This window comes from Caulobacter sp., assembly GCF_049283275.1.
Lineage (GTDB): Bacteria > Pseudomonadota > Alphaproteobacteria > Caulobacterales > Caulobacteraceae > Caulobacter.
This window is the reverse complement of record NZ_JBAPVS010000142.1, coordinates 66,070-84,886: the sequence shown is the minus strand read 5'-3', so window position 1 is coordinate 84,886 and position 18,817 is coordinate 66,070. Positions and strand designations below refer to the sequence as shown.

General features: G+C 66.7%; 17 protein-coding genes and 1 tRNA gene. 13 read left to right on the top strand and 5 right to left on the bottom strand.

Features of this window, described 5'->3' with window-relative positions:
* Positions 1 to 50: 50 nt before the first annotated feature.
* Positions 51 to 1,343 carry an adenosylmethionine--8-amino-7-oxononanoate transaminase gene (locus tag WAL33_RS07285; protein WP_422179934.1) on the top strand — a complete coding sequence of 431 codons (1,293 nt, stop codon included), beginning with the start codon at positions 51 to 53 and terminating at the stop codon, positions 1,341 to 1,343.
* A 13-nt stretch (positions 1,344 to 1,356) separates the two neighbouring features.
* Positions 1,357 to 2,253, top strand: a complete 897-nt coding sequence (locus WAL33_RS07280; RefSeq protein ID WP_422179932.1) for a DMT family transporter — start codon at positions 1,357 to 1,359, stop codon at positions 2,251 to 2,253.
* 111 nt (positions 2,254 to 2,364) lie between these two features.
* Here the strand turns inward: WAL33_RS07280 and sodC are convergent, their stop codons facing one another.
* The gene (sodC, locus tag WAL33_RS07275) at positions 2,365 to 2,883 is read right to left on the bottom strand and encodes a superoxide dismutase[Cu-Zn] (protein WP_422179930.1); all 519 of its coding nucleotides are present in this window, start codon (positions 2,881 to 2,883) and stop codon (positions 2,365 to 2,367) included.
* Positions 2,884 to 3,005: 122 nt separating this feature from the next.
* Between sodC and gyrA the strand changes: the two genes are divergently transcribed.
* Together gyrA and coaD are read left to right on the top strand one after the other, a co-directional pair.
* Positions 3,006 to 5,774, top strand: a complete 2,769-nt coding sequence (gyrA, locus tag WAL33_RS07270) for a DNA gyrase subunit A (RefSeq protein ID WP_422179928.1) — start codon at positions 3,006 to 3,008, stop codon at positions 5,772 to 5,774.
* Between the two features lie 51 nt (positions 5,775 to 5,825).
* Positions 5,826 to 6,314, top strand: a complete 489-nt coding sequence (gene coaD / locus WAL33_RS07265; protein WP_422179926.1) for a pantetheine-phosphate adenylyltransferase — start codon at positions 5,826 to 5,828, stop codon at positions 6,312 to 6,314.
* Between the two features lie 24 nt (positions 6,315 to 6,338).
* On the opposite strand, the gene WAL33_RS07260 is transcribed toward coaD, so the two are convergent.
* Entirely contained in the window at positions 6,339 to 7,337 is a 999-nt protein-coding gene (locus tag WAL33_RS07260; RefSeq protein ID WP_422179925.1) for a glycoside hydrolase family 43 protein, read from the bottom strand.
* A 193-nt stretch (positions 7,338 to 7,530) separates the two neighbouring features.
* Here WAL33_RS07260 and WAL33_RS07255 point away from each other — a divergent pair, with 193 nt between their 5' ends.
* The 3 genes from WAL33_RS07255 (at position 7,531) to WAL33_RS07245 (ending at position 9,802) form a co-directional block, all read left to right on the top strand.
* Complete coding sequence (locus tag WAL33_RS07255) at positions 7,531 to 8,346, top strand: peptidylprolyl isomerase (RefSeq protein ID WP_422179923.1); 816 nt, start codon at positions 7,531 to 7,533, stop codon at positions 8,344 to 8,346.
* 13 nt (positions 8,347 to 8,359) lie between these two features.
* Positions 8,360 to 9,208 (top strand): peptidylprolyl isomerase, encoded by an 849-nt coding sequence (locus tag WAL33_RS07250; protein ID WP_422179921.1) that lies wholly within the window; start codon positions 8,360 to 8,362, stop codon positions 9,206 to 9,208.
* A gap of 126 nt (positions 9,209 to 9,334) precedes the next feature.
* Positions 9,335 to 9,802, top strand: coding sequence for a peptidylprolyl isomerase (locus WAL33_RS07245; protein WP_422179919.1), 468 nt, complete (start codon positions 9,335 to 9,337; stop codon positions 9,800 to 9,802).
* Positions 9,803 to 9,848: 46 nt separating this feature from the next.
* Here the strand turns inward: WAL33_RS07245 and WAL33_RS07240 are convergent, their stop codons facing one another.
* Positions 9,849 to 10,826, bottom strand: a complete 978-nt coding sequence (locus tag WAL33_RS07240; protein ID WP_422179917.1) for an endonuclease/exonuclease/phosphatase family protein — start codon at positions 10,824 to 10,826, stop codon at positions 9,849 to 9,851.
* Positions 10,827 to 11,055: 229 nt separating this feature from the next.
* Between WAL33_RS07240 and queA the strand changes: the two genes are divergently transcribed.
* The 6 genes from queA (at position 11,056) to WAL33_RS07210 (ending at position 16,569) form a co-directional block, all read left to right on the top strand.
* Positions 11,056 to 12,162, top strand: coding sequence for a tRNA preQ1(34) S-adenosylmethionine ribosyltransferase-isomerase QueA (queA, locus tag WAL33_RS07235; protein ID WP_422179915.1), 1,107 nt, complete (start codon positions 11,056 to 11,058; stop codon positions 12,160 to 12,162).
* The gene (gene tgt, locus WAL33_RS07230) at positions 12,162 to 13,277 is read left to right on the top strand and encodes a tRNA guanosine(34) transglycosylase Tgt (protein WP_422179913.1); all 1,116 of its coding nucleotides are present in this window, start codon (positions 12,162 to 12,164) and stop codon (positions 13,275 to 13,277) included. Before queA ends, tgt begins: the two co-directional genes overlap by 1 nt.
* Before the next feature lie 107 nt (positions 13,278 to 13,384).
* Positions 13,385 to 13,459 (top strand) — tRNA-Lys (locus tag WAL33_RS07225).
* Between the two features lie 345 nt (positions 13,460 to 13,804).
* Positions 13,805 to 14,671: a sulfate ABC transporter permease subunit CysT gene (gene cysT, locus WAL33_RS07220; protein ID WP_422179976.1), complete on the top strand. Its 867-nt coding sequence runs from the start codon at positions 13,805 to 13,807 to the stop codon at positions 14,669 to 14,671.
* Positions 14,671 to 15,531, top strand: coding sequence for a sulfate ABC transporter permease subunit CysW (gene cysW / locus WAL33_RS07215; RefSeq protein ID WP_422179911.1), 861 nt, complete (start codon positions 14,671 to 14,673; stop codon positions 15,529 to 15,531). The genes cysT and cysW overlap by 1 nt, the downstream gene beginning before the upstream one ends.
* A gap of 18 nt (positions 15,532 to 15,549) precedes the next feature.
* Entirely contained in the window at positions 15,550 to 16,569 is a 1,020-nt protein-coding gene (locus WAL33_RS07210) for a sulfate/molybdate ABC transporter ATP-binding protein (protein ID WP_422179909.1), read from the top strand.
* 3 nt (positions 16,570 to 16,572) lie between these two features.
* Here WAL33_RS07210 and WAL33_RS07205 read toward each other — a convergent pair whose 3' ends face one another.
* Both WAL33_RS07205 and WAL33_RS07200 read right to left on the bottom strand, forming a co-directional pair.
* Positions 16,573 to 17,751 (bottom strand): DUF418 domain-containing protein, encoded by a 1,179-nt coding sequence (locus WAL33_RS07205; protein ID WP_422179907.1) that lies wholly within the window; start codon positions 17,749 to 17,751, stop codon positions 16,573 to 16,575.
* 61 nt (positions 17,752 to 17,812) lie between these two features.
* Positions 17,813 to 18,799, bottom strand: coding sequence for a transglutaminase family protein (locus WAL33_RS07200; RefSeq protein ID WP_422179905.1), 987 nt, complete (start codon positions 18,797 to 18,799; stop codon positions 17,813 to 17,815).
* Between the last annotated feature and the right edge of the window lie 18 nt (positions 18,800 to 18,817).

Genomic DNA, 18,817 nt, shown 5'->3' with positions numbered 1-18,817 from the left:
GCGGGAGGGCATAGGCAGTGCGCCCCCGCTAGGCAACGAAGGATCGCCCTATGACCGCTGAAAGCCCCGATTGGCTCCAGGCCGGCGCCCCTCATGTGTGGCGACCGTACTGCCAGATGAAGACCGCCCGGCCGCCTCTGCCGGTCGTCGCCACGCGCGGTTCGCGGCTGATTCTGGACGACGGGCGTGAACTGGTCGACGGCCTGGCCTCGTGGTGGACCGCCTGTCACGGCTACAACCACCCGCACATCGCCGCCGCCGTTCGCGATCAGCTGGAGCGAATGCCGCACGTGATGTTCGGCGGCCTGGCCCACGAGCCGGCCTACCGCCTGGCCAAACGCTTGGCCGACCTGCTGCCCGGCGACCTGAACCACGCCTTCTTCGCTGAATCCGGCTCTGTGTCGGTCGAGATCGCTATGAAGATGGCGCTGCAGTACCATATCAATCGGGGCGTGACGGGGCGTACGAAGTTTCTGTCGTTCCGGGGCGGCTATCACGGCGACACCCTGGCGACCATGACGGTCTGCGATCCGGAGGAGGGCATGCACAGCCTGTTCTCGGGCGTCATGCCAAGCCAGGTGATCGCCGACCTGCCGGTGGACGCGGCCTCTGAAGCCGCGCTCGACGCCCTGTTGGCCCAGCGGCGCGGAGAGATCGCCGCCATCCTGACCGAACCGCTGGTCCAGGGCGCGGGCGGCATGCTGTTCCACGCGCCGGGCGTGCTGCGCGTCTTACGCCGCCTGGCCGACAAGCACGGTGTGCTGTTGATCTTCGACGAAATCTTCACGGGCTTTGGTCGCACCGGCGAGTTGTTCGCCATGCAGGCGGCCGGGATCGAGCCCGACATCGTCACCCTGTCCAAGGCCCTGACCGGGGGGACCTTGCCGCTGTCGGCGGCGGTGGCTTCGACCAAGGTGTTTGAGGCCTTCTTGTCCGACGACGCCGGGGCGGCCCTGATGCATGGCCCCACCTATATGGGCAACGCCCTGGCCTGCGCCGCCGCCAACGCTTCGCTGGACCTGTTCGAGGACGGCGCCTGGCGGGCGAATGTAGCGCGGGTGTCGGCAGCGCTGGTCCAGGGGCTGGAGCCGCTGCGAAGCGCGCCGGGCGTGGTCGATGTACGGGTGCTGGGCGCGATCGGCGTTGTCGAATTCGATCGGCCGGTAGCTGTCGGCGCCCTGTGCGACGCCTTCGCCGCCGAAGGAGCCTGGATCCGGCCGATGGGCAAGACGGTGTACCTGACGCCCGCCTTCACGACGCCGGACGCCGACCTGGCGATCCTCACCGCCGCTATTCGCAAGGTGCTGGGCGCGGGCGGGGTTGAAGGAAGCGGCGGGGTCTGATCCAAGCGAGGCCATGTCGTCAAACACGCCTCTGACGGCGCTTGAGCGCCTGGCCATCGCGGCCATCATCCTGACCTGGGGCCTTAACAACGCCGCGGCCAAGGTGGCGACGGCCGAGCTGCCGCCGATGATGGTCGGCGCCCTACGTTTCGCCCTGGCCCTTGCGTTCCTGATCCCGTTCCTGAAACCGCCGTTCCCGTGGTCGCGGCGGCTGCTGGCCATCTGCCTGCTGTCGGGGCCGATCCACTTCGGGCTTATCTATGTCGCCTTCGGGCTGGCCAAGTCGCTGAGCCCGCTGGTGGTGGCCACCCAGCTGTGGATTCCGTTCACCGCCCTTTTTGCCTGGAAAATGCTGGGCGAGACCATGAAGCCCCTGGCCGTCGCCGGCCTGGTGGTGGCCTTCGTCGGCGTAGCCTGGATGAGTTTGGATCCGCACGGAGCCGCCGACCTGCCGGCCATCATGCTGGGCGTGGTCGCCAGTGCTTGCTGGGCGGTGGCGACGGTGCTGGTGCGCCAGACACCGGGCGCCAAGCCGCTTCAGGTCCAGGCCCTGACCGCGATCGTCGCCGCGCCGGTGCTGTTGGTGATGTCGTTCGGCTTCGAGGACAACGTCGTGGAGCGGGTGAAGACGGCGGCGCCGATCGCCTGGGCCTGCGTGGCCTTCGCCGGCGTCGTTTCGACCATCGGGGCCAGCGCCCTGCTGTTCTGGCTGGTCCAGCGCCGCGAGGCCGGCCGGGTGACGCCCTATTTCCTGCTGACGCCTTTGGTGTCGTGCACGATCGGCGTGCTGTTCCTGGGCGACGCCCTGTCGCCGCAGCTGGTGATCGGCGCGACGGCGACCATGGCCGGCGTGGCGCTGGTCGCGATGACGGCGAAGAAAGTGGTGCCAGCCGAGGGCGAGGCGACTTAGCCTAGCCTCTTAAAACACCCGCTCATCCCGGCGAATGCCGGGATGAGCGGGTCAAAAACGGAAGCGCAGCCCTCTGGTCTCAGACAAGAGGGCCGGTCAGTCGGCGCAGAGCTACTTCACAACCCCGCAGGCCACCCGCGCCCCGGCTCCGCCGATCGGCTGGGTCTTGTAGTCGTCGGGGCTGGCGTGGACGACGATCGACGAGCCGTCGGCGTCGAGCAGGGCGGGGCGGCCCCCCGCGCCGTTCAGCGACACCAGGGGTGAGAACAGCTCCGCTGTGGCCGCGCCGTCGGCGGCCGCGAACAGATTGGGCAGATCGCCGTTGTCGTTGCCGTCCGGGTTCAGCAGGCCGTGGACGACGGTGGTCGTGGTGTGGACGTGGGCGCCGGCCGACTTGAAGTCCGGCGCGCCGCAGTCGCCCTTTTCATGGAAGTGCAGGCCATGCCAGCCCGGCGTCAGGCCCTTGGCCTCGATCCGGAGCAGCACCCCGTGCGGCGCCTCGGTCAGCGTCGCCATGCCGATCGTCTTGCCGTCGGCGCCTTTCAGTTCAGCCGTCGCGCTGGTGGCGGCGGCGGAGGCTTGTGAGGCGACCAGCAGGCCGACGGAGAAGGCAAGAGCGGTCAAACGCATGAGAAACTCCTGGAAAGCCCTAAGGATATCGGGGGCTGAGGCCGCAAAGGTGGCGTCTTGGCTAGGGTAATGCTAACTGTTTTTGACGGTTCCGTGTTCGATTCTGACGGCGAAAAATTCCCTTGAGCGACGATCAAAACACCATCCCCGGGTCCCCGGCTTCGCCGGCGTCCCGCGGGGACGTTACCCCCATCAATATCGAGGACGAGCTGCGGCGCTCCTATCTCGACTATGCGATGAGCGTGATCGTCAGCCGTGCGCTGCCTGACGCACGCGACGGCCTCAAGCCGGTGCACCGCCGCGTGCTGTTCTCGATGCACGAGCAGGGCCAGACGCCCGAGCGGCCCTACGTCAAGTCGGCCCGGGTGGTCGGCGACGTGATGGGTAAGTACCACCCGCATGGCGACGCCTCGATCTACTTCACCCTGGTGCGCATGACGCAGTCGTTCTCGATGGGCCTGGTGCTCATCGACGGCCAGGGCAACTTCGGCTCGGTCGACGGCGATATGCCCGCCGCCATGCGTTACACCGAGTGCCGTATGGCCCCGCCGGCCATGTCGCTGCTGGCCGACCTGGACAAGGACACGGTCGACTTCCAGGACAACTACGACGGCAAGGAGCAGGAACCCGTCGTCCTGCCCTCGCGGATCCCCAACCTGCTGGTCAACGGCGCGGGCGGCATCGCCGTCGGCATGGCCACCAATATCCCGCCCCACAACCTGGGCGAGATCATCGACGCCTGTCTGCTGATGATCGATCAGCCGGACGTCACCACCGACCAACTTCTCGATCTGGTGCCCGGTCCCGATTTCCCGACCGGCGGCGAGATCATTGGCCGCGCCGGCCCGCGCCAGGCGCTGCTGACCGGCCGCGGCTCGGTGATCATGCGCGGTCTGGCCACCGTGGAAGAGATCCGAACGGGCCGCGAAGCCATCGTCATCACCGCCATTCCCTACCAGGTGAACAAGTCGAACCTGGTCGAGTACATCGCCGAAATGGTCCGCGATAAGCGGATCGAGGGCATCTCCGACATCCGCGACGAATCCAATCGCGACGGCATGCGCATCGTGGTCGAACTGAAGCGCGACGCCTCGGGCGAGGTGATCCTCAACCAACTCTACCGTTACACGGCGCTGCAAAGTTCGTTCGGCGTCAACATGCTGGCCCTGAACCGCGGCCGGCCCTCGCAGATGGGCCTGCGCGAGCTGATCGACATCTTCGTCAAGTTCCGCGAAGAGGTCGTGGTCCGGCGCACCAAGTTCGAGTTGGGCAAGGCGCGCGATCGCGGCCACGTCTTGGTCGGCCTGACCATCGCCGTCGCCAATATCGACGAATTCATCCATATCATCCGCTCGTCCAAGGACCCGACCGAGGCCCGCGAGCGGCTGGTGGCCAAGTCCTGGCCGGCCGGAGACATGCTGCCGCTGGTCGAGCTGATCGCCGATCCGCGCACCGTGCAGGAAGACGGCGGCCTGATCCGCCTGACCGACGAGCAGGCCCGCGCCATCCTGGCCCTGACCCTGTCGCGCCTGACCGGGCTTGGCCGCGACGAGATCGGCAACGAGGCCGCCACGCTGTCGGAAGCCATCAAGGGCTATCTCGACCTGCTGTCGGACCGCGCCAACATCATGGCCGTGGTCCGTGAGGAGCTGGTCGAGGTGCGCGAAAAGTTCGCCATCCCGCGCCGCTGTGCGATCGTCGACGGCGACGCCGACATGGAGGACGAGGACCTGATCGTCCGCGAGGACATGGTCATCACCGTCACCCTGGGCGGCTATGTGAAGCGCACGCCGCTGGCCGCCTATCGCACCCAGCACCGGGGCGGCAAGGGCAAGTCGGGTATGGCCACCAAGACCGAGGACGCGGTCACCCGCGTGTTCTCGGCCTCGACCCACTCGCCGCTGCTGTTCTTCACCTCGGGCGGCAAGGTCTACAAGATGAAGGTCTGGCGCCTGCCGCAGGGCGTCGCCAACAGCCGCGGCAAGGCGTTCGTCAACCTGCTGCCGATCGAGCCGGGCGAGACCATCACCTCGATCCTGACCCTGCCCGAGGACGAGGCCACCTGGGACGGCCTGGACGTGATGTTCGCCACCCGCTCGGGCAGCGTGCGTCGCAACAAGCTGTCGGACTTCGTGGACGTTCGCCGCAACGGCAAGATCGCCATGAAGCTGGACGAGGGCGACGGCATCATCGGCGTGGCCGTCTGCGACAGCAGCAAGGACATTCTGCTCAACACCGCCTCGGGCCGCTGCATCCGCTTCTCGACCGACGAGGTGCGCGTGTTCGCCAGCCGTGACTCCACCGGCGTGCGCGGCGTGCGCCTGGCCGAGGGCGACAGCGTCATCTCGATGAGCGTGCTGCGCAATGTCGACGCCACCCCGGCCGAGCGCGCCGCCTATCTCAAGCATCAGCGGGCCCTGGCCCGAGCCCTGGGCGAGGAGGGCGACGAGGCCCCCGTGGCGGTTGAAGACAGCGACGAGGACGTCGGCGAAGCCAGCCTGACCCCGGAACGGATCGCCGAACTGGGCGCAGCCGAGGAAATCCTGCTGACCGTCTCGTCGGAAGGCTTCGGCAAGCGCACCAGCGCCTACGACTATCGCCGCACCGGCCGCGGCGGCCAGGGCCTGACGGCCCAGGATCTGTCCAAGCGCGGCGGCAAGCTGGTGGGCTCGTTCCCGGTCGAGGACAGCGACCAGATCCTGCTGGTCACTGACGCGGGGCAACTGATCCGGGTGCCTGTCTCGCAAATTCGTGTTGCAGCGCGGAATACCCAAGGGGTAACCATCTTCCGCACCGCCGCCGACGAACATGTCGTCAGCGTCGAGCGCCTCGCCGAAACCGGCGGCGACGAAAACACGGGCGACGAAAACGAGGCGGACGAGATCTCGTAAGCGACCCAGAGTAAGGGACCAACGGGCCTAGGCCCGGGTGAGGGGAAAAGCATGCGGATCGGTCTCTATCCGGGGACGTTTGACCCGGTCACCAACGGCCACCTCGACATCATCGGTCGCGCGGTCAAGCTGGTCGACAGGTTGGTGATCGGGGTGGCGGTGAACATCGGCAAAGGGCCGCTGTTCTCGCTGGAAGAACGGGTGGAGATGGTGCGCCGCGAAACGGCCCACTTGACCAAGATCGCCGAGATCGAGGTCCGGCCGTTCGACAGCCTGCTGATGCACTTCGCTCGCGAAGTGGGAGCCCAAATGATCGTGCGCGGCCTGCGGGCCGTGGCCGACTTTGAATACGAATTCCAGATGACGGCCATGAACCAGCAGCTCGACCGCGAGATCGAGACGGTGTTCCTGATGGCCGACCCGCGCCACCAAGCCATCGCCTCGCGCCTGGTCAAGGAGATCGCGGCCCTCGGCGGCGACGTCCATAAGTTTGTGCCGCCGGGCGTGGCTGAACAGCTGCTGGGCAAGCTGCAGAAGTAGGGCGCTTCGGGCCCGGCGCCTCCACTATCGTGGCGCCGACACGCCCGCCGAGGTCTGCATGACAGGTCGAAGAGTCCCGTCGGCGTTGTAGAGAAGGCGTTCAACCGTCACGGCCCGGCGTCCTATCGCCCCGTTCTGATCACCGACCGTCAGGGCCGCATTGTGCAGGAAGATGTACCAGTCGCCCTTGAACTCAGCGATGCCGGGATGGATCGTGAAGCTGTATTTGCCAGAGCCGGTGAGCTCGCCGCGATAGGTCCATGGACCAGTAATCGAGGGCGCCGTTGCGTAGGAGACGTGCTCGTCCCGCTGAGTCGACCGATCGAGCGAGGCGTAGCTCAGATAGTAGAGCCCTCCGCGCTTGTGCAGCCAAGGTCCTTCCTCGAAATGCGGAGGGGTGATTTCCGTGATCGGGCCGTCGATCTCGATCATGTTCGGCTTGAGCCTGGCGATGTAGCATTGGCGATTGCCCCAGGCGATCCAGGTCGTCCCGTCATCGTCGGTGAACACCGTGGGATCAATGTCCTCCCAGCTGTGCGTTCCCTTGGGCGTCATCTCGTTGGTGATCAGGGCCGAACCCCGCGCGTCGGTGAAAGGGCCGGTCGGTCGGTCCGAGACCGCGACCCCGATGGCTTTGCCGGGGTGCGAACTGTCATGCTCGACGGCGGCGTAGAAATAGAACTTTCCGTTTTTCTGGATCGTCTGCGACGCCCAGGCGTCCTTCTTGGCCCACTTGAAGTCCGTGGCCTTCATGATCGGCGGATAGGACGTCCAGTTCTTCATGTCCGTTGTCGAATAGACCAGCCATTCGCGCATGTTGAACATCTCGTCGCGCTGAGCCTCGTCGTGGCCGACGTACAGATACAGGCGATCGCCGACGACCAGGGGGGCCGGGTCGGCCGTGAACCTGTCCCGGAAGAGGGGATTGGAGCCCGGCGCAGCGCCTTCCCCGTCACTTGCCCCCGATGGCGACGCGGCAGACAGGGTCGCCGTTAGCGCAAGCGCCATCCATACTGAACGCATTGTGATCTTCCCCAAATTCTGGCGCTAGCATTACTCAGACAAAAAGGGGCGTCAATCACGGTGACGTCCATCCCGCAGCGGCGAGCCGGTCGCCCGTCCCAAACCCGCCGGAATCTTGTCCTCTAACGCGGCGCCACTTGTCGTTCGCGCGGCGGCGTTCTACGCCGTCAGACCAGTTCTATCGGGGATCTCCATGAAGCTTGCGTCCATCGTCGCCGTTCTGGCGCTCACCGCGGCCTCCGCCGCCAGCGCCCAGCAGGCTTCCGACTGGCGGACGCCCGACCCCGAGAACATCCTGGTGGTCGACACCAACAAGGGCCGGATCATCGTTGAGCTGACGCCCGAGGCCGCGCCGAACCATGTGGCGCGGGTGCGTCAGCTGGCCAAGGCCCACTTCTATGACGGCCTGACCTTCTTCCGGGTCATCGACAGCTTCATGGCCCAGACGGGCGACCCGAAGAACGACGGTTCCGGGGGCTCGGACCAGCCGGATCTGGCCGCCGAATTCCTGTTCCGTCGCGGGTCCGGCTACGCCCCGGCCGGCAAGGCCGGAACGACGGAAATCGGTTTCGTCGGTCCGCTGCCGGTCTACAGCCAAAACAGCGCCCTGGCGGCGATGACCGCCGACGGCAAGGTGGCCGCCTGGGGCGCCTTCTGCCCCGGCGTGCTGGGCATGGCCCGCGCCGGCGATCCGAACAGCGCCAACAGCCAGTTCTTCTTCATGCGCCAGCACTATGCCTCGCTGGAGAAGACTTACACCGCCTTTGGCCGTGCGCTGAGCGGCCTTGAAGTCATTCGCGCGATCAAGAGCGGCGAGCCGGTGGCCGCGCCGCAGGACAAGATGCTGACGGTTCGCGTGCTGTCCGACATGCCGGCCGCCCAGCGCCCGAGCATCCAGGTCATGGACACCCGCTCGACGGCTTTCGCGGCCCTGGTCGAGAAGAAGCGCGCCGAGATGGGCGGGGCGTTCGGGCCCTGCGACGTCACCGTGCCCGTACAGGTCAAATAGACAGGTGAGATAGATGATCCGTCCGCTGCTCGCTTCGGTCGCCTTTCTGTCCAACCTCTTGGCGATCGACGGGGCGCAAGCCGCGTCGGAGGTCGCGCCGCCCAAGGCCGCGGAATGGCGGACGCCGCCGCCCGAGAACGTGGTGGTGATCGACACCAACAAGGGCCGAATCGTGGTGGAGCTGATCCCCGAGGTCGCGCCTGGCCATGTGGCGCGCTTCCAGGAGCTGACCCGCGAGGGCGTCTATGACGGGCGCACCTTCTTTCGGGTCATAGACCGCTTCATGGCCCAGACCGGCGATCCGGACGACACCGGGGAGGGCGGCACGAAAAAGCCCAACCTGAAGGCCGAGTTCACTTTCCGCCGCGACGCCGCGACGCCGTTCGTGGCCGCCGCCGCGCCGGCCGGGACCGAGGTCGGCTTCCTCAAGTCGCTGCCGGTCGTCAGCCAGGCCTGGAACTGGGCCGAGGTCACCTCGGACAAGAAGGTTTCGGCCTGGGGGACCTATTGCCCTGGCGTGATCGGCGAGGCCCGCGACGAGGACGTCAATTCAGCCAACAGCCAGTTCTTCCTGATGCGCCAACCCTATCCGTCGCTGGACAAGCGCTACACGGCCTTCGGGCGCGTGCTGGCCGGCCTGGACGTCGTGCGGGCCATCAAGACGGGCGAACCGGTGGCCAAGCCGCAGGATCTGATGGTCAAGGTGCGCCTGCTGGCCGATATCCCGGCGACCGAGCGCCCGACTGTCCGGGTGGTCGATACGGGGAGCGCTTGGTTCGGGGCCGAGATCGCCCGCAAGCGCGCGGCCCGGGGCGCCGACTTCTCGGTTTGCGACATCGAACTGGCGGTCGACGTCAACTAATTCGCAAGCTGGGCTGTGACAATTGATCCGTCTCGGGATCCAACCGGGCGGTTTCGCCCTTATGGAAAGAGGGATAGAAGCCTTCCAACTCTCTACCTCCCCCACTTCAATCCTCAAGGGATGATCATGTCGGCCGACCTCGAAAACACCCTTCTGCTGACGCTCGAGTCCGGGCCTGTCACGATCAAGATGCGCCCCGACCTGGCCCCCGGCCACGTCGAGCGGATCAAGGAACTGGTCCGCGAAGGCTTCTACGACGGCGTGGTCTTTCACCGCGTGATCCCCGGTTTCATGGCCCAGGGCGGCGATCCGACCGGCACCGGCCGCGGCGGTTCGGCCAAGCCGGACATCAAGGCCGAATTCTCCAAGGAGGCGCACGTGCGGGGCGTCTGCTCGATGGCCCGCACCCCCGATCCGAACTCGGCCAACAGCCAGTTCTTCATCGTCTTCGATGACGCCACGTTCCTGGACAACCAATACACTGTCTGGGGCCAGGTGGTCGAAGGCATGGAGCATGTCGACGCCCTGCCGACCGGCGAGCCGCCCCGCGAGCCCGGCAAGATCCTCAGCGCCAAGATCGCCGCCGACGAATAGGCGAAGACAGAGGGCCCCGGGAAACCGGGGCCCTTTTTCGTGGCGCCTAGCGGGTCAGCGTCACCACGATGGGTCGATGGTCCGAACCCAGGCTCGGACCGCGCTCGACCTTGACGGTCTTCCAGGCCTTACCGGCGTAGACGTGATCGATCGGCAAGAGGGGAAACGGGGCTGTGGCGATCCGGGAGAAGCCGCCCGTTGGCCAACTCGCCAGGGCGCGAGTGCGTCGCTTCAGGCCCAGCGCCTTGTCTTGCCGGCGTAATGTCCAGGACCAGGGCGTGGAATTGAAATCGCCGGCCACGATCAGGCTATCGTGAGCGAACGGCTTGAGGACGTCGACCAAAATTCGGCTCTGGGCCCGTTGCAGTCCTGCCGGAACGGGCCAGCCATAGTGAGCGCCCGCCACCGTGAAGTCTCCGCTCGGATCGCGGACCGTCGCCCAGGCGGCGGCCAAAGGATGACGGTCCTGATAGAAGCCGCGTCCCTGGGTGATTGGACTTCGGCTGAAAATCCAGGTGTCGCAACGGCGCCGTCCAGCGCAGGTGATGTAGTTTGGATAGACCTCGCGCAGTCGTCTGATGACGAGCGAGGCTCTTCCGCCGCCTTCCTCCACGATGACCAGATCGGCCTTCTGGGCGATGATCCAGTCCAGGGTCGCGCCGGGCTCCCGGTTTTCGACCCAGAGGTTGAACTGCACGAGCTTCACGGTCGAGGCGCCTGCAGGCTCTCGTGTCTGACGCAGAACGGTCAGTAGTTCGGGCGCCATCAGGGCGCCGATGGCGATGACCGCCACTAGCGCGAGGCCCACGATCGCCCGACGCTCGCCATCGCGCGAAAAGGTCATGGCCAAGATCAACGCCAGGGCGCCGCAGGTCAGCCAGATCGGCGCCAGGTGGGTCAGGGTGTCGAGTCGATCGCTGAACATCCCGCCCCAACAAGCTAGGCCCGCGAACGCGCCCATCAGACCGAGCATTAGGGCTGTGCCGCGCAGGAACAGGTTCGCAAGGTTCAGGATCAGGCGCATGGGCTGGCCCTTAGCATGTCCGGATGGCGCTCACGCCGTCTTAGTCGTCCCCGAAGGTCATGAAACCCATGTTGCGGCATTGATGGTCGCCGAGCTGGAATTGACCCTTGATGACGGTTTTCGCTCGGTCGGGGCTAACGCTGTTTCAGGAATCTTGGCCTCGTTCGCAGGTCCAGGCGACGCCTCGGCGCTTGACCTCGACGTCCCACCGTGGCCTTGAAGCCGCCCCATGCGCCTGTCCGACTTCGATTTCCACCTGCCCGACGAGGCGATCGCCCTGCGGCCGGCCGAGCCGCGGGATTCCGCGCGCCTGCTCGTTGTCCGACCTGGCCAAGGCCTGGAAGACCGGATCGTGCGCGAGCTGCCGGACTTCCTGCGACCAGGCGACGCGCTGGTCTTCAACGACACCCGGGTGATCCCCGCCCGGCTGATGGGCCTGCGGGCCGGACGCGAGACCGGCGGCGGTGATGGATCGCCGGTGGCGGTCGAGGCCACCCTGCATCGCCGTGTCGCTCCCGACCGCTGGGTCGCCTTCATGCGGCCCGGCAAGCGCCTGAAGGAAGGCGACCGCATCGCCTTTGGTCACGATCAGGACCGCGCCTGCCAGACGGGCATGCTGGACGCCACCGTGATCGCCAAGCACGAGGGCGGAGAGATCGAGCTGGCCTTCGACTTTTCCGGCGTCGATCTTGACCTGGCCGTCGCCGCCCACGGCGAGATGCCGCTGCCGCCCTATATCGCCGCCAAGCGCCCCGAGGACGATCGCGACCGGGCCGACTACCAGACCGTCTACGCCCGCGAGGACGGTTCGGTGGCCGCTCCGACCGCCGGCCTGCATTTCACGCCCGAGCTGCTGGACCGGCTGAAGGCGAGGGGCGTTTCCCTGCACTTCGTCACCCTGCACGTCGGCGCTGGCACCTTCCTGCCGGTCAAGACCGACGTGGTGTCCGAGCACAGGATGCACGCCGAGTTCGGCGAGGTTCCGGCCAGCGTCGCTGAAGCCCTGAACGCTGTCCGCGCCGCCGGCGGCCGCATCGTCTGCGTCGGCACCACCAGCCTGCGTCTGCTGGAGAGCGCCACGGGCGAGGACGGGGTGATCAAGCCGTTCGCCGACGAGACGGCGATCTTCATCACCCCCGGCTACCGCTTCCGCGCCGCCGACGTGCTGATGACCAATTTCCACCTGCCCAAATCGACCCTGTTCATGCTGGTCAGCGCCTTCGCCGGCCAGGCCGTGATGAAGGCGGCCTATGAGCACGCGATCGCCACGGGCTATCGTTTCTATTCCTACGGTGACGGCAGCCTGCTGTTCCGCGCCGAGACAGAGCAAGTCTGATGGCCGCCTTTCCCTTCGAAATCTCCGCCACCGACGGCGCGGCCCGGACGGGAGTGCTGAAGACCCCGCGCGGCGAGATCCGCACCCCGGCCTTCATGCCTGTCGGCACGGCGGCGACGGTCAAGGCCATGACGGTGGACCAGGTCAAGGCCACCGGCGCCGACATCATCCTGGGCAACACCTACCACCTGATGCTGCGGCCCACGGCCGAGCGGGTGAAGCGTCTGGGCGGGCTTCACAAGTTCATGCGTTGGGACAAGCCGATCCTGACGGACAGTGGCGGTTTTCAGGTGATGAGCCTGTCGGGCATCAGCAAGGTCACCGAGGAAGCCGTCACCTTCTCCAGCCACATCGACGGCTCCAAGCATGTGCTCAGTCCCGAGCGGTCGATGGAGATCCAGGCCGACCTGCTGGGCAGCGACATCGTCATGCAGCTGGACGAGTGCGTGGCCTGGCCTGCGGAGGAGGCGAGGGCGCGCCAAGGGATGGAGCTGTCGGCCCGCTGGGGCAAGCGGTCCAAGGCCGCCTTCGGGACGCGCGACAGCCAGGTGCTGTTCGGCATCCAGCAGGGCTCGACCTTTCGGAATCTGCGCCAGGAGTCGTCCGAACGCCTGCAGGAGATCGGCTTTGACGGCTACGCGCTTGGCGGCCTCGCCGTGGGCGAGGGGCACGAGGCCATGTGCGAGGTGCTGGACTACGCGCCGGCGATGCTGCCGGCTGACAAACCGCGCTATCTGATGGGCGTGGGCAAGCCCATCGACCTGGTCGAGGCGGTCTATCGCGGCGTCGACATGTTCGACTGCGTGCTGCCCACCCGCTCGGGCCGCCACGGCCAGGCCTGGACCTGGGACGGGGCGATCAACATCAAGAACGCCCGCTACGCCGAGGACGAGGATCCGTTGGACCCGACCAGCGACTGCCCGGCCAGCCGCGACTATTCCAAGGCCTATCTGCGCCATCTGTTCAAGGCCGAGGAGATCCTGGGCCAGGTGCTGCTGTCCTGGCACAATATCGCCTTCTTCCAGGCCCTGACCGCGGCCATGCGTACGGCGATCGCCGAGGGGCGGTTCGAGCAGTTCCGGCGCGACTTCGCGGCGCGCCAGCAGGGCGCGTAGGCGGCCGGCAAGGAACGAAGAAGGCCTTCGTGAAAGCGCGCTTGCGGCGCGAGCGCCCCCCGACTATGGTCCGCGCCGCTTCCACCGGCCTCCCGCCGTGTCGATGCGGGCCGGTAGCTCAGTGGTAGAGCATTCGACTTTTAATCGAATGGTCCTGGGTTCGAATCCCAGCCGGCCCACCACCCCTTCCCTTGAAAAGATTAGCTAAAATCACCGCCTCGGCGGCCGCTCCGATCTTGGGTGAGCTTGGGGGCGGCGTAAGGATCGGATGGCCACGGACGGTCCGTCGCCTGGCTCGGTGCTGGCGAATGATTCTAGCGAGCGCGAGATCTGTTTGAGGCGCCCCCGCAGGCCCTCCCAGTTTTTCTGGCTGCTCCGCTCGACGAACTCAATTGACCCGACCGGTCTTGTAGAGATTTAAGCCGCTTCAGCTTCACCCGCACCTCGCTGTTTTCCCGGCTTGGCGCGTTCTTGTTTTCATGGCTCCGTTGCGGAGCCCGACGCGGATGCTGGACGACGATCACCCGATGACCGCCGAGACGATTTCCGCACCCGCCCGCGCTCCACGACGGCCGCTGTTCCGTCGACGCTCGGCGATTCCGGGCTTTGGCCTGACACTGGGCGTGACCCTGACGATCCTGTCGCTGATCGTGCTGATCCCGCTGTCGGCGGTGGCCATCAAGGCCTCGGCCCTGTCGCCGGCCCAGTTCGTCGCCGCGGCTTTTTCCGAACGCGCCATGGCGGCCTACAGCCTGACCTTCGGGGCGGCTTTCGTGGCGGCGGTGATCAACGGGCTGTTCGGGGTGCTGACCACCTGGGCGCTGGTCCGCTACGAGTTCCCCGGCAAGGCCGTGGTCAACGCCCTGGTTGATCTGCCGTTCGCCCTGCCGACAGCCGTGGCGGGCATCGCCTTGGCTACGCTCTATTCGCCCAACGGTTGGGTCGGCCAGTACCTGACCCCGCTGGGCATCAAGGCGGCCTACAATCCGGTCGGCGTCACCATCGCTTTGATCTTCATCGGCCTGCCGTTCGTGGTTCGCACCTTGGAGCCGGTGATGCGCGACCTCTCCGCGGATGTCGAGGAAGCCGCGGCCAGCCTGGGCGCTGGCCGTTTCGCCACCATCGCACGGATCATCCTGCCGGCCCTGGGCCCGGCCTGGCTGACCGGTTTCGCCCTAGCCTTCGCTCGGGGCGTGGGTGAGTACGGCTCGGTGATCTTCATCGCCGGCAACATGCCCTACAAGTCCGAGATCGCGCCGCTGCTGATCATCATCCAGCTGGAGCAGTTCGAATACGCCAACGCCGCGGCTATCGCCCTGGTCATGCTGGGCGTCTCGTTCCTGATGCTACTGGTCATCAACGCCATCCAGGCCTGGACGCGGAGATTCGTCTGATGGTCGCTCCGACCAAGGCGCAATTCCGTCATCCGACCGATGATCCTGTCTGGGCCAAGGTCGTGATCGTCGGCCTGGTCCTGGCCTTCCTGGGCCTGGTGCTGATCCTGCCCTTGGCGGCGGTGTTCGCCGAGGCCCTGCGTAAGGGCCTGGGGCCCGCCATCGAGGCGATTTCGACGCCGGACGCCTGGGCGGCGATCAAGCTGACCCTGATCACCGCCGGGATCACCGTGCCGTTTAACGCCCTGTTCGGCCTGTGCGCCGCCTGGGCGATCGCCAAGCACGAGTTTCCCGGCAAGCCGCTGCTGATCACCCTGATCGACCTGCCGTTTTCAGTGTCGCCGGTGGTGGCGGGCCTGATCTACGTGCTGGTCTTCGGCCTGCAGGGCTGGTTCGGCGAGCGGCTGATCGACCACGACATCAAGATCATCTTCGCCATCCCGGGCATCGTGCTGGCCACGATCTTCGTGACCTTCCCGTTCATCGCCCGCGAGCTGATCCCGCTGATGCAGGAACAGGGCGTGTCGGAGGAAGAGGCGGCCGTCTCGATGGGCGCCTCGGGCCTCTACACCTTCTGGCGGGTGACCGCGCCGAACGTGCGCTGGGGCCTGCTGTACGGGGTGCTGCTGTGCAACGCCCGGGCCATGGGCGAATTCGGCGCCGTCTCGGTGGTCAGCGGCCACATCCGCGGCTTGACCAACACCATGCCGCTGCACGTCGAGATTCTGTACAACGAGTACGACTTCGTCGCCGCCTTCGCCGTCGCCGCTTTGCTTTGCCTGTTGGCGATCGTGACCCTGGTGCTCAAGAGTCTGCTCGAGATCGCCCAACCCGACGTCAAGCGCGGCGGCGGACACTAGACCGGAACGAATAGACCCATGACCATCTCCATCCGTTCCGTCGAAAAGAAGTTCGGGCGCTATCCGGCTCTGAATCACGTCGATCTGGAGATCGCCGACGGCGAGCTCGTGGCTCTGCTGGGCCCGTCGGGCTCGGGCAAGACGACCCTGCTGCGCACCATTGCGGGCCTGGAGTTCCCCGACGCCGGCCAGGTGCTGTTCGAAGGCCAGGACGTGACCTTCGCCTCGGCGGCCGCGCGCCGCGTCGGTTTCGTGTTCCAACAGTACGCGCTGTTCAAGCACATGACCGTGGCCCGCAACATCGCGTTCGGCCTGGACGTGCGCAAAGGCAAGGACAAGCCGCCGAAAGCCGAGATCGCCCGCCGCGTCGAGGAGCTCTTGAAGCTGGTCGAGCTGGAAGGTCTGGGCAAACGTTACCCCTCGCAGCTGTCGGGCGGCCAGCGTCAGCGGGTGGCTCTGTCGCGCGCCCTGGCGGTGCAGCCCAGCGTGCTGCTGCTGGATGAGCCCTTCGGCGCCTTGGACGCCACCGTCCGCAAGTCGCTGCGCAAGGAGCTGCGTCGCGTGCATGACGCCACGGGCGTGACCACCATCTTCGTCACCCACGACCAGGAAGAGGCCCTGGGCCTGGCTGACCGCGTGGCCATTCTCAACGCCGGCCGCATCGAACAGATCGGCACGCCGGACGAGGTGCACGACAATCCCGCCACGCCGTTCGTCTGCGGCTTCGTGGGCGAGGCCAACCGCTTCGAGGGTGTGGTTTCGGCAGGGCGCTTCACCTCGGGCGCGGTGTCGTTCGCGGCCCCCGGCGCCGCCGACGGCGGAGCCGTGGCGTTCGTGCGGCCGCACGACTTCGCGCTGGACGACGGCGGCTTCGAGGTCACTGTCGCCCGGGTCCACGTCCAGGGCGCTCTGACCGCCGTGTCGGCCACCAGCGCTGACGGCCGTCACCTCGAGATCAGCGCCTCGCGCGCCGAGGCGGCCAAGTTCACCGGCACGATCAGGATCGCGGCCCGTCGGAGCCACGTCTATCCGCTCTAGGGACTAGGCCGCCCGGGGCTCGGGCTTGCGCCGGAACGGAATGTCGAACGACAGTCGCGTCCCGCACCGCCACAGCCACTCCAGCGGACCATAGTGGAAGGCCTTAAACCAGACCGCGGCCAGCAGCAGCTGCACCGCCACGGCGACAAGGCCGATCCCCAAGGCGAGGGGCGGGGTCATCCGCTCATACAGTCCCAGGCCCAGCGGATAGAACAGCGGGATGAAGACCAGCGACTGGGCGACATAGAGGGTCAGGGTCATCCGCCCCACTGGAACCAGGGCGCCCAGCGCCCGCTCGCCGCCGGCTCGCCACAGCCAGACGAAGATCAACACCGAGGCGGCCATGCACGACAGGGTGAACCAGCCGCCGGCCAGCATGTTGGTCCAGAACACCGGACCGCTGCTCGGCCCGGCGGTCTTGGCCTTGATCACATGGCAGACGGCGGCGAACAGGACGACGGAGACCAGGGCCATCACGCGGCCCCGGCGGAAGCGTCCCGGATCCGCGAAGAAGCCGATCCGGCCCAGCACCAGCCCGACCAGGAACAGGCCGAGCACCTGCACGCAGCGGCCGGTCTCGATGAAGAACCACCACTTGTTGACCTGGCCCTCCCAGAGGTTGGCCCTGAACACCTGGCCGATGTCGCCCGTCAGATAGACCGCCATCGCGGGATCGTTGGTGAAGTGCGGCTTGCCCAGCGCCCAGGGAGCGCCGGCGGCGCCGGCCGCGATCCACAGCAGGATGTAGGGCTGCAGAAAGCAGAGCGTCGCCACGGCCAGCAGCACGCGGTTGGATCGGACCTTGTCGAAGGGGATCAGGACGAAGCCGGTCAGGGCCAGCACGATGATGATGTCGCCGCGATAGACCAGGCCGTGCAGCACGCCGATCAAGGCCAGCAAGATCAGGCGCCAGGCGAACCGACCCGCGAACGGCTCGCCCCGGCGCGCGGCGCTGTCCATCATCACGAAGAAGCTGAAGCCGAAACAGAGGGCCAGCAGCGAGAACGTCTTGCCCATGAACAGGGTGAAGACAGCCGTGGTCACCGGATGTGAAGTCGGGTTGGACCAGTAAAGCTCGAAATATTCCAGCATGTGGACCAGGAACAGGCCCATCAGGGCGTAGCCCCGCAAGGCGTCCACGATCGCAAGGCGCGGTGACGCCCCGTTCGGCTCTACTGACATTCGCGCCCTCCCAGGTCGTCGCTTTGTTAGCGCTAACCTAGGATGCGTCGCGGCGAGAGGTCTACTGTTGCTGTTGTTGGCGCTGCTGTTGTTCGCGGATGGCGTCGGCGCTGGCTCTGCGGCGGTTGGCCGAGCCAAAGGGGGCCGCGGGGCGGGGCAGGCGCAGGAACTCGGGCTCGGCCACCGCCGCCCGGGCTCGGCGCACCGAGACGCCGACCGCCAGGTGGCTTTCGGCATCACCCTTGTAGACGCCGCGCGAAGGGGTGACGTCGCTGTAGTCGCGGCCCACGGCAACGGCCACGTGGCGCTCGCCGGTCATGACATTATTGGTCGGATCAAAGCCCACCCAGCGATAGCTGGGCAGAAACACCTCGACCCAGGCGTGGGTGGCGTCGGGGTCGGAGCGGTCGCCGGCCTCTCGGTCTGTGAACAGATAGCCCGAGACATAACGGGCGGGGATGCCCCAGGCGCGGCAAACGGCCAACATGATATGGGCGAAGTCCTGGCAGACCCCACGACCGGCGCTCAGCGCCAGATCGATCGGGCTGTCGGCGTCGGTGACCCCGGGCTGGTACTCGAAGGCCCTGTAGATCGTGTCGCACAGGGCCTGAACCGCCGAATATGGATCGCGGCGGCGCAGCGCGTCGATGTCGTGCTCGAGGATGAAGGTCTCAAGGGCGGGAGTCATCTGGACGAAGCCGTGAGGCTGCAAATAGTCGAAGCATTCGCCGCGCACGAAAGCGCTCTTCAGTCTTTCCCATTCGCCCATGTCCAGCGGCAGGGGCCATTCGTGCACCGGCTCGGTCTCGACGGCCGAGCGGGCGATGATCGTCAGGCCGTCATGCGGTTGGGGCACGTCGAAATGGTAGACGGCGTTGCCGAAGCTGTCGGCGTAGGAGAACACCTGGGCGGCGGGCTCGATGTCCAGCTCGAAGCTGACTAGCCGCTGACGCGCGCCCTTCTGGGGCTGCATCCACAACTCCATCAGGCTTTCGCGGACGGGCCGCTCGTAGTGGTATTGGGTGACGTGGCGGATCTCGAGCAACACGGGCGGCATTCCTAAGCG

Coding starts and splice junctions, on each gene's coding strand:
- WAL33_RS07285 (WP_422179934.1), top strand. CDS start 51: ATGACCGCTGAAAGCCCCGATTGGCTCCAGGCCGGCGCCCCTCATGTG.
- WAL33_RS07280 (WP_422179932.1), top strand. CDS start 1,357: ATGTCGTCAAACACGCCTCTGACGGCGCTTGAGCGCCTGGCCATCGCG.
- sodC (WP_422179930.1), bottom strand. CDS start 2,883: ATGCGTTTGACCGCTCTTGCCTTCTCCGTCGGCCTGCTGGTCGCCTCA.
- coaD (WP_422179926.1), top strand. CDS start 5,826: ATGCGGATCGGTCTCTATCCGGGGACGTTTGACCCGGTCACCAACGGC.
- WAL33_RS07260 (WP_422179925.1), bottom strand. CDS start 7,337: ATGCGTTCAGTATGGATGGCGCTTGCGCTAACGGCGACCCTGTCTGCC.
- WAL33_RS07255 (WP_422179923.1), top strand. CDS start 7,531: ATGAAGCTTGCGTCCATCGTCGCCGTTCTGGCGCTCACCGCGGCCTCC.
- WAL33_RS07250 (WP_422179921.1), top strand. CDS start 8,360: ATGATCCGTCCGCTGCTCGCTTCGGTCGCCTTTCTGTCCAACCTCTTG.
- WAL33_RS07245 (WP_422179919.1), top strand. CDS start 9,335: ATGTCGGCCGACCTCGAAAACACCCTTCTGCTGACGCTCGAGTCCGGG.
- WAL33_RS07240 (WP_422179917.1), bottom strand. CDS start 10,826: ATGCGCCTGATCCTGAACCTTGCGAACCTGTTCCTGCGCGGCACAGCC.
- queA (WP_422179915.1), top strand. CDS start 11,056: ATGCGCCTGTCCGACTTCGATTTCCACCTGCCCGACGAGGCGATCGCC.
- tgt (WP_422179913.1), top strand. CDS start 12,162: ATGGCCGCCTTTCCCTTCGAAATCTCCGCCACCGACGGCGCGGCCCGG.
- cysT (WP_422179976.1), top strand. CDS start 13,805: ATGACCGCCGAGACGATTTCCGCACCCGCCCGCGCTCCACGACGGCCG.
- cysW (WP_422179911.1), top strand. CDS start 14,671: ATGGTCGCTCCGACCAAGGCGCAATTCCGTCATCCGACCGATGATCCT.
- WAL33_RS07210 (WP_422179909.1), top strand. CDS start 15,550: ATGACCATCTCCATCCGTTCCGTCGAAAAGAAGTTCGGGCGCTATCCG.
- WAL33_RS07205 (WP_422179907.1), bottom strand. CDS start 17,751: ATGTCAGTAGAGCCGAACGGGGCGTCACCGCGCCTTGCGATCGTGGAC.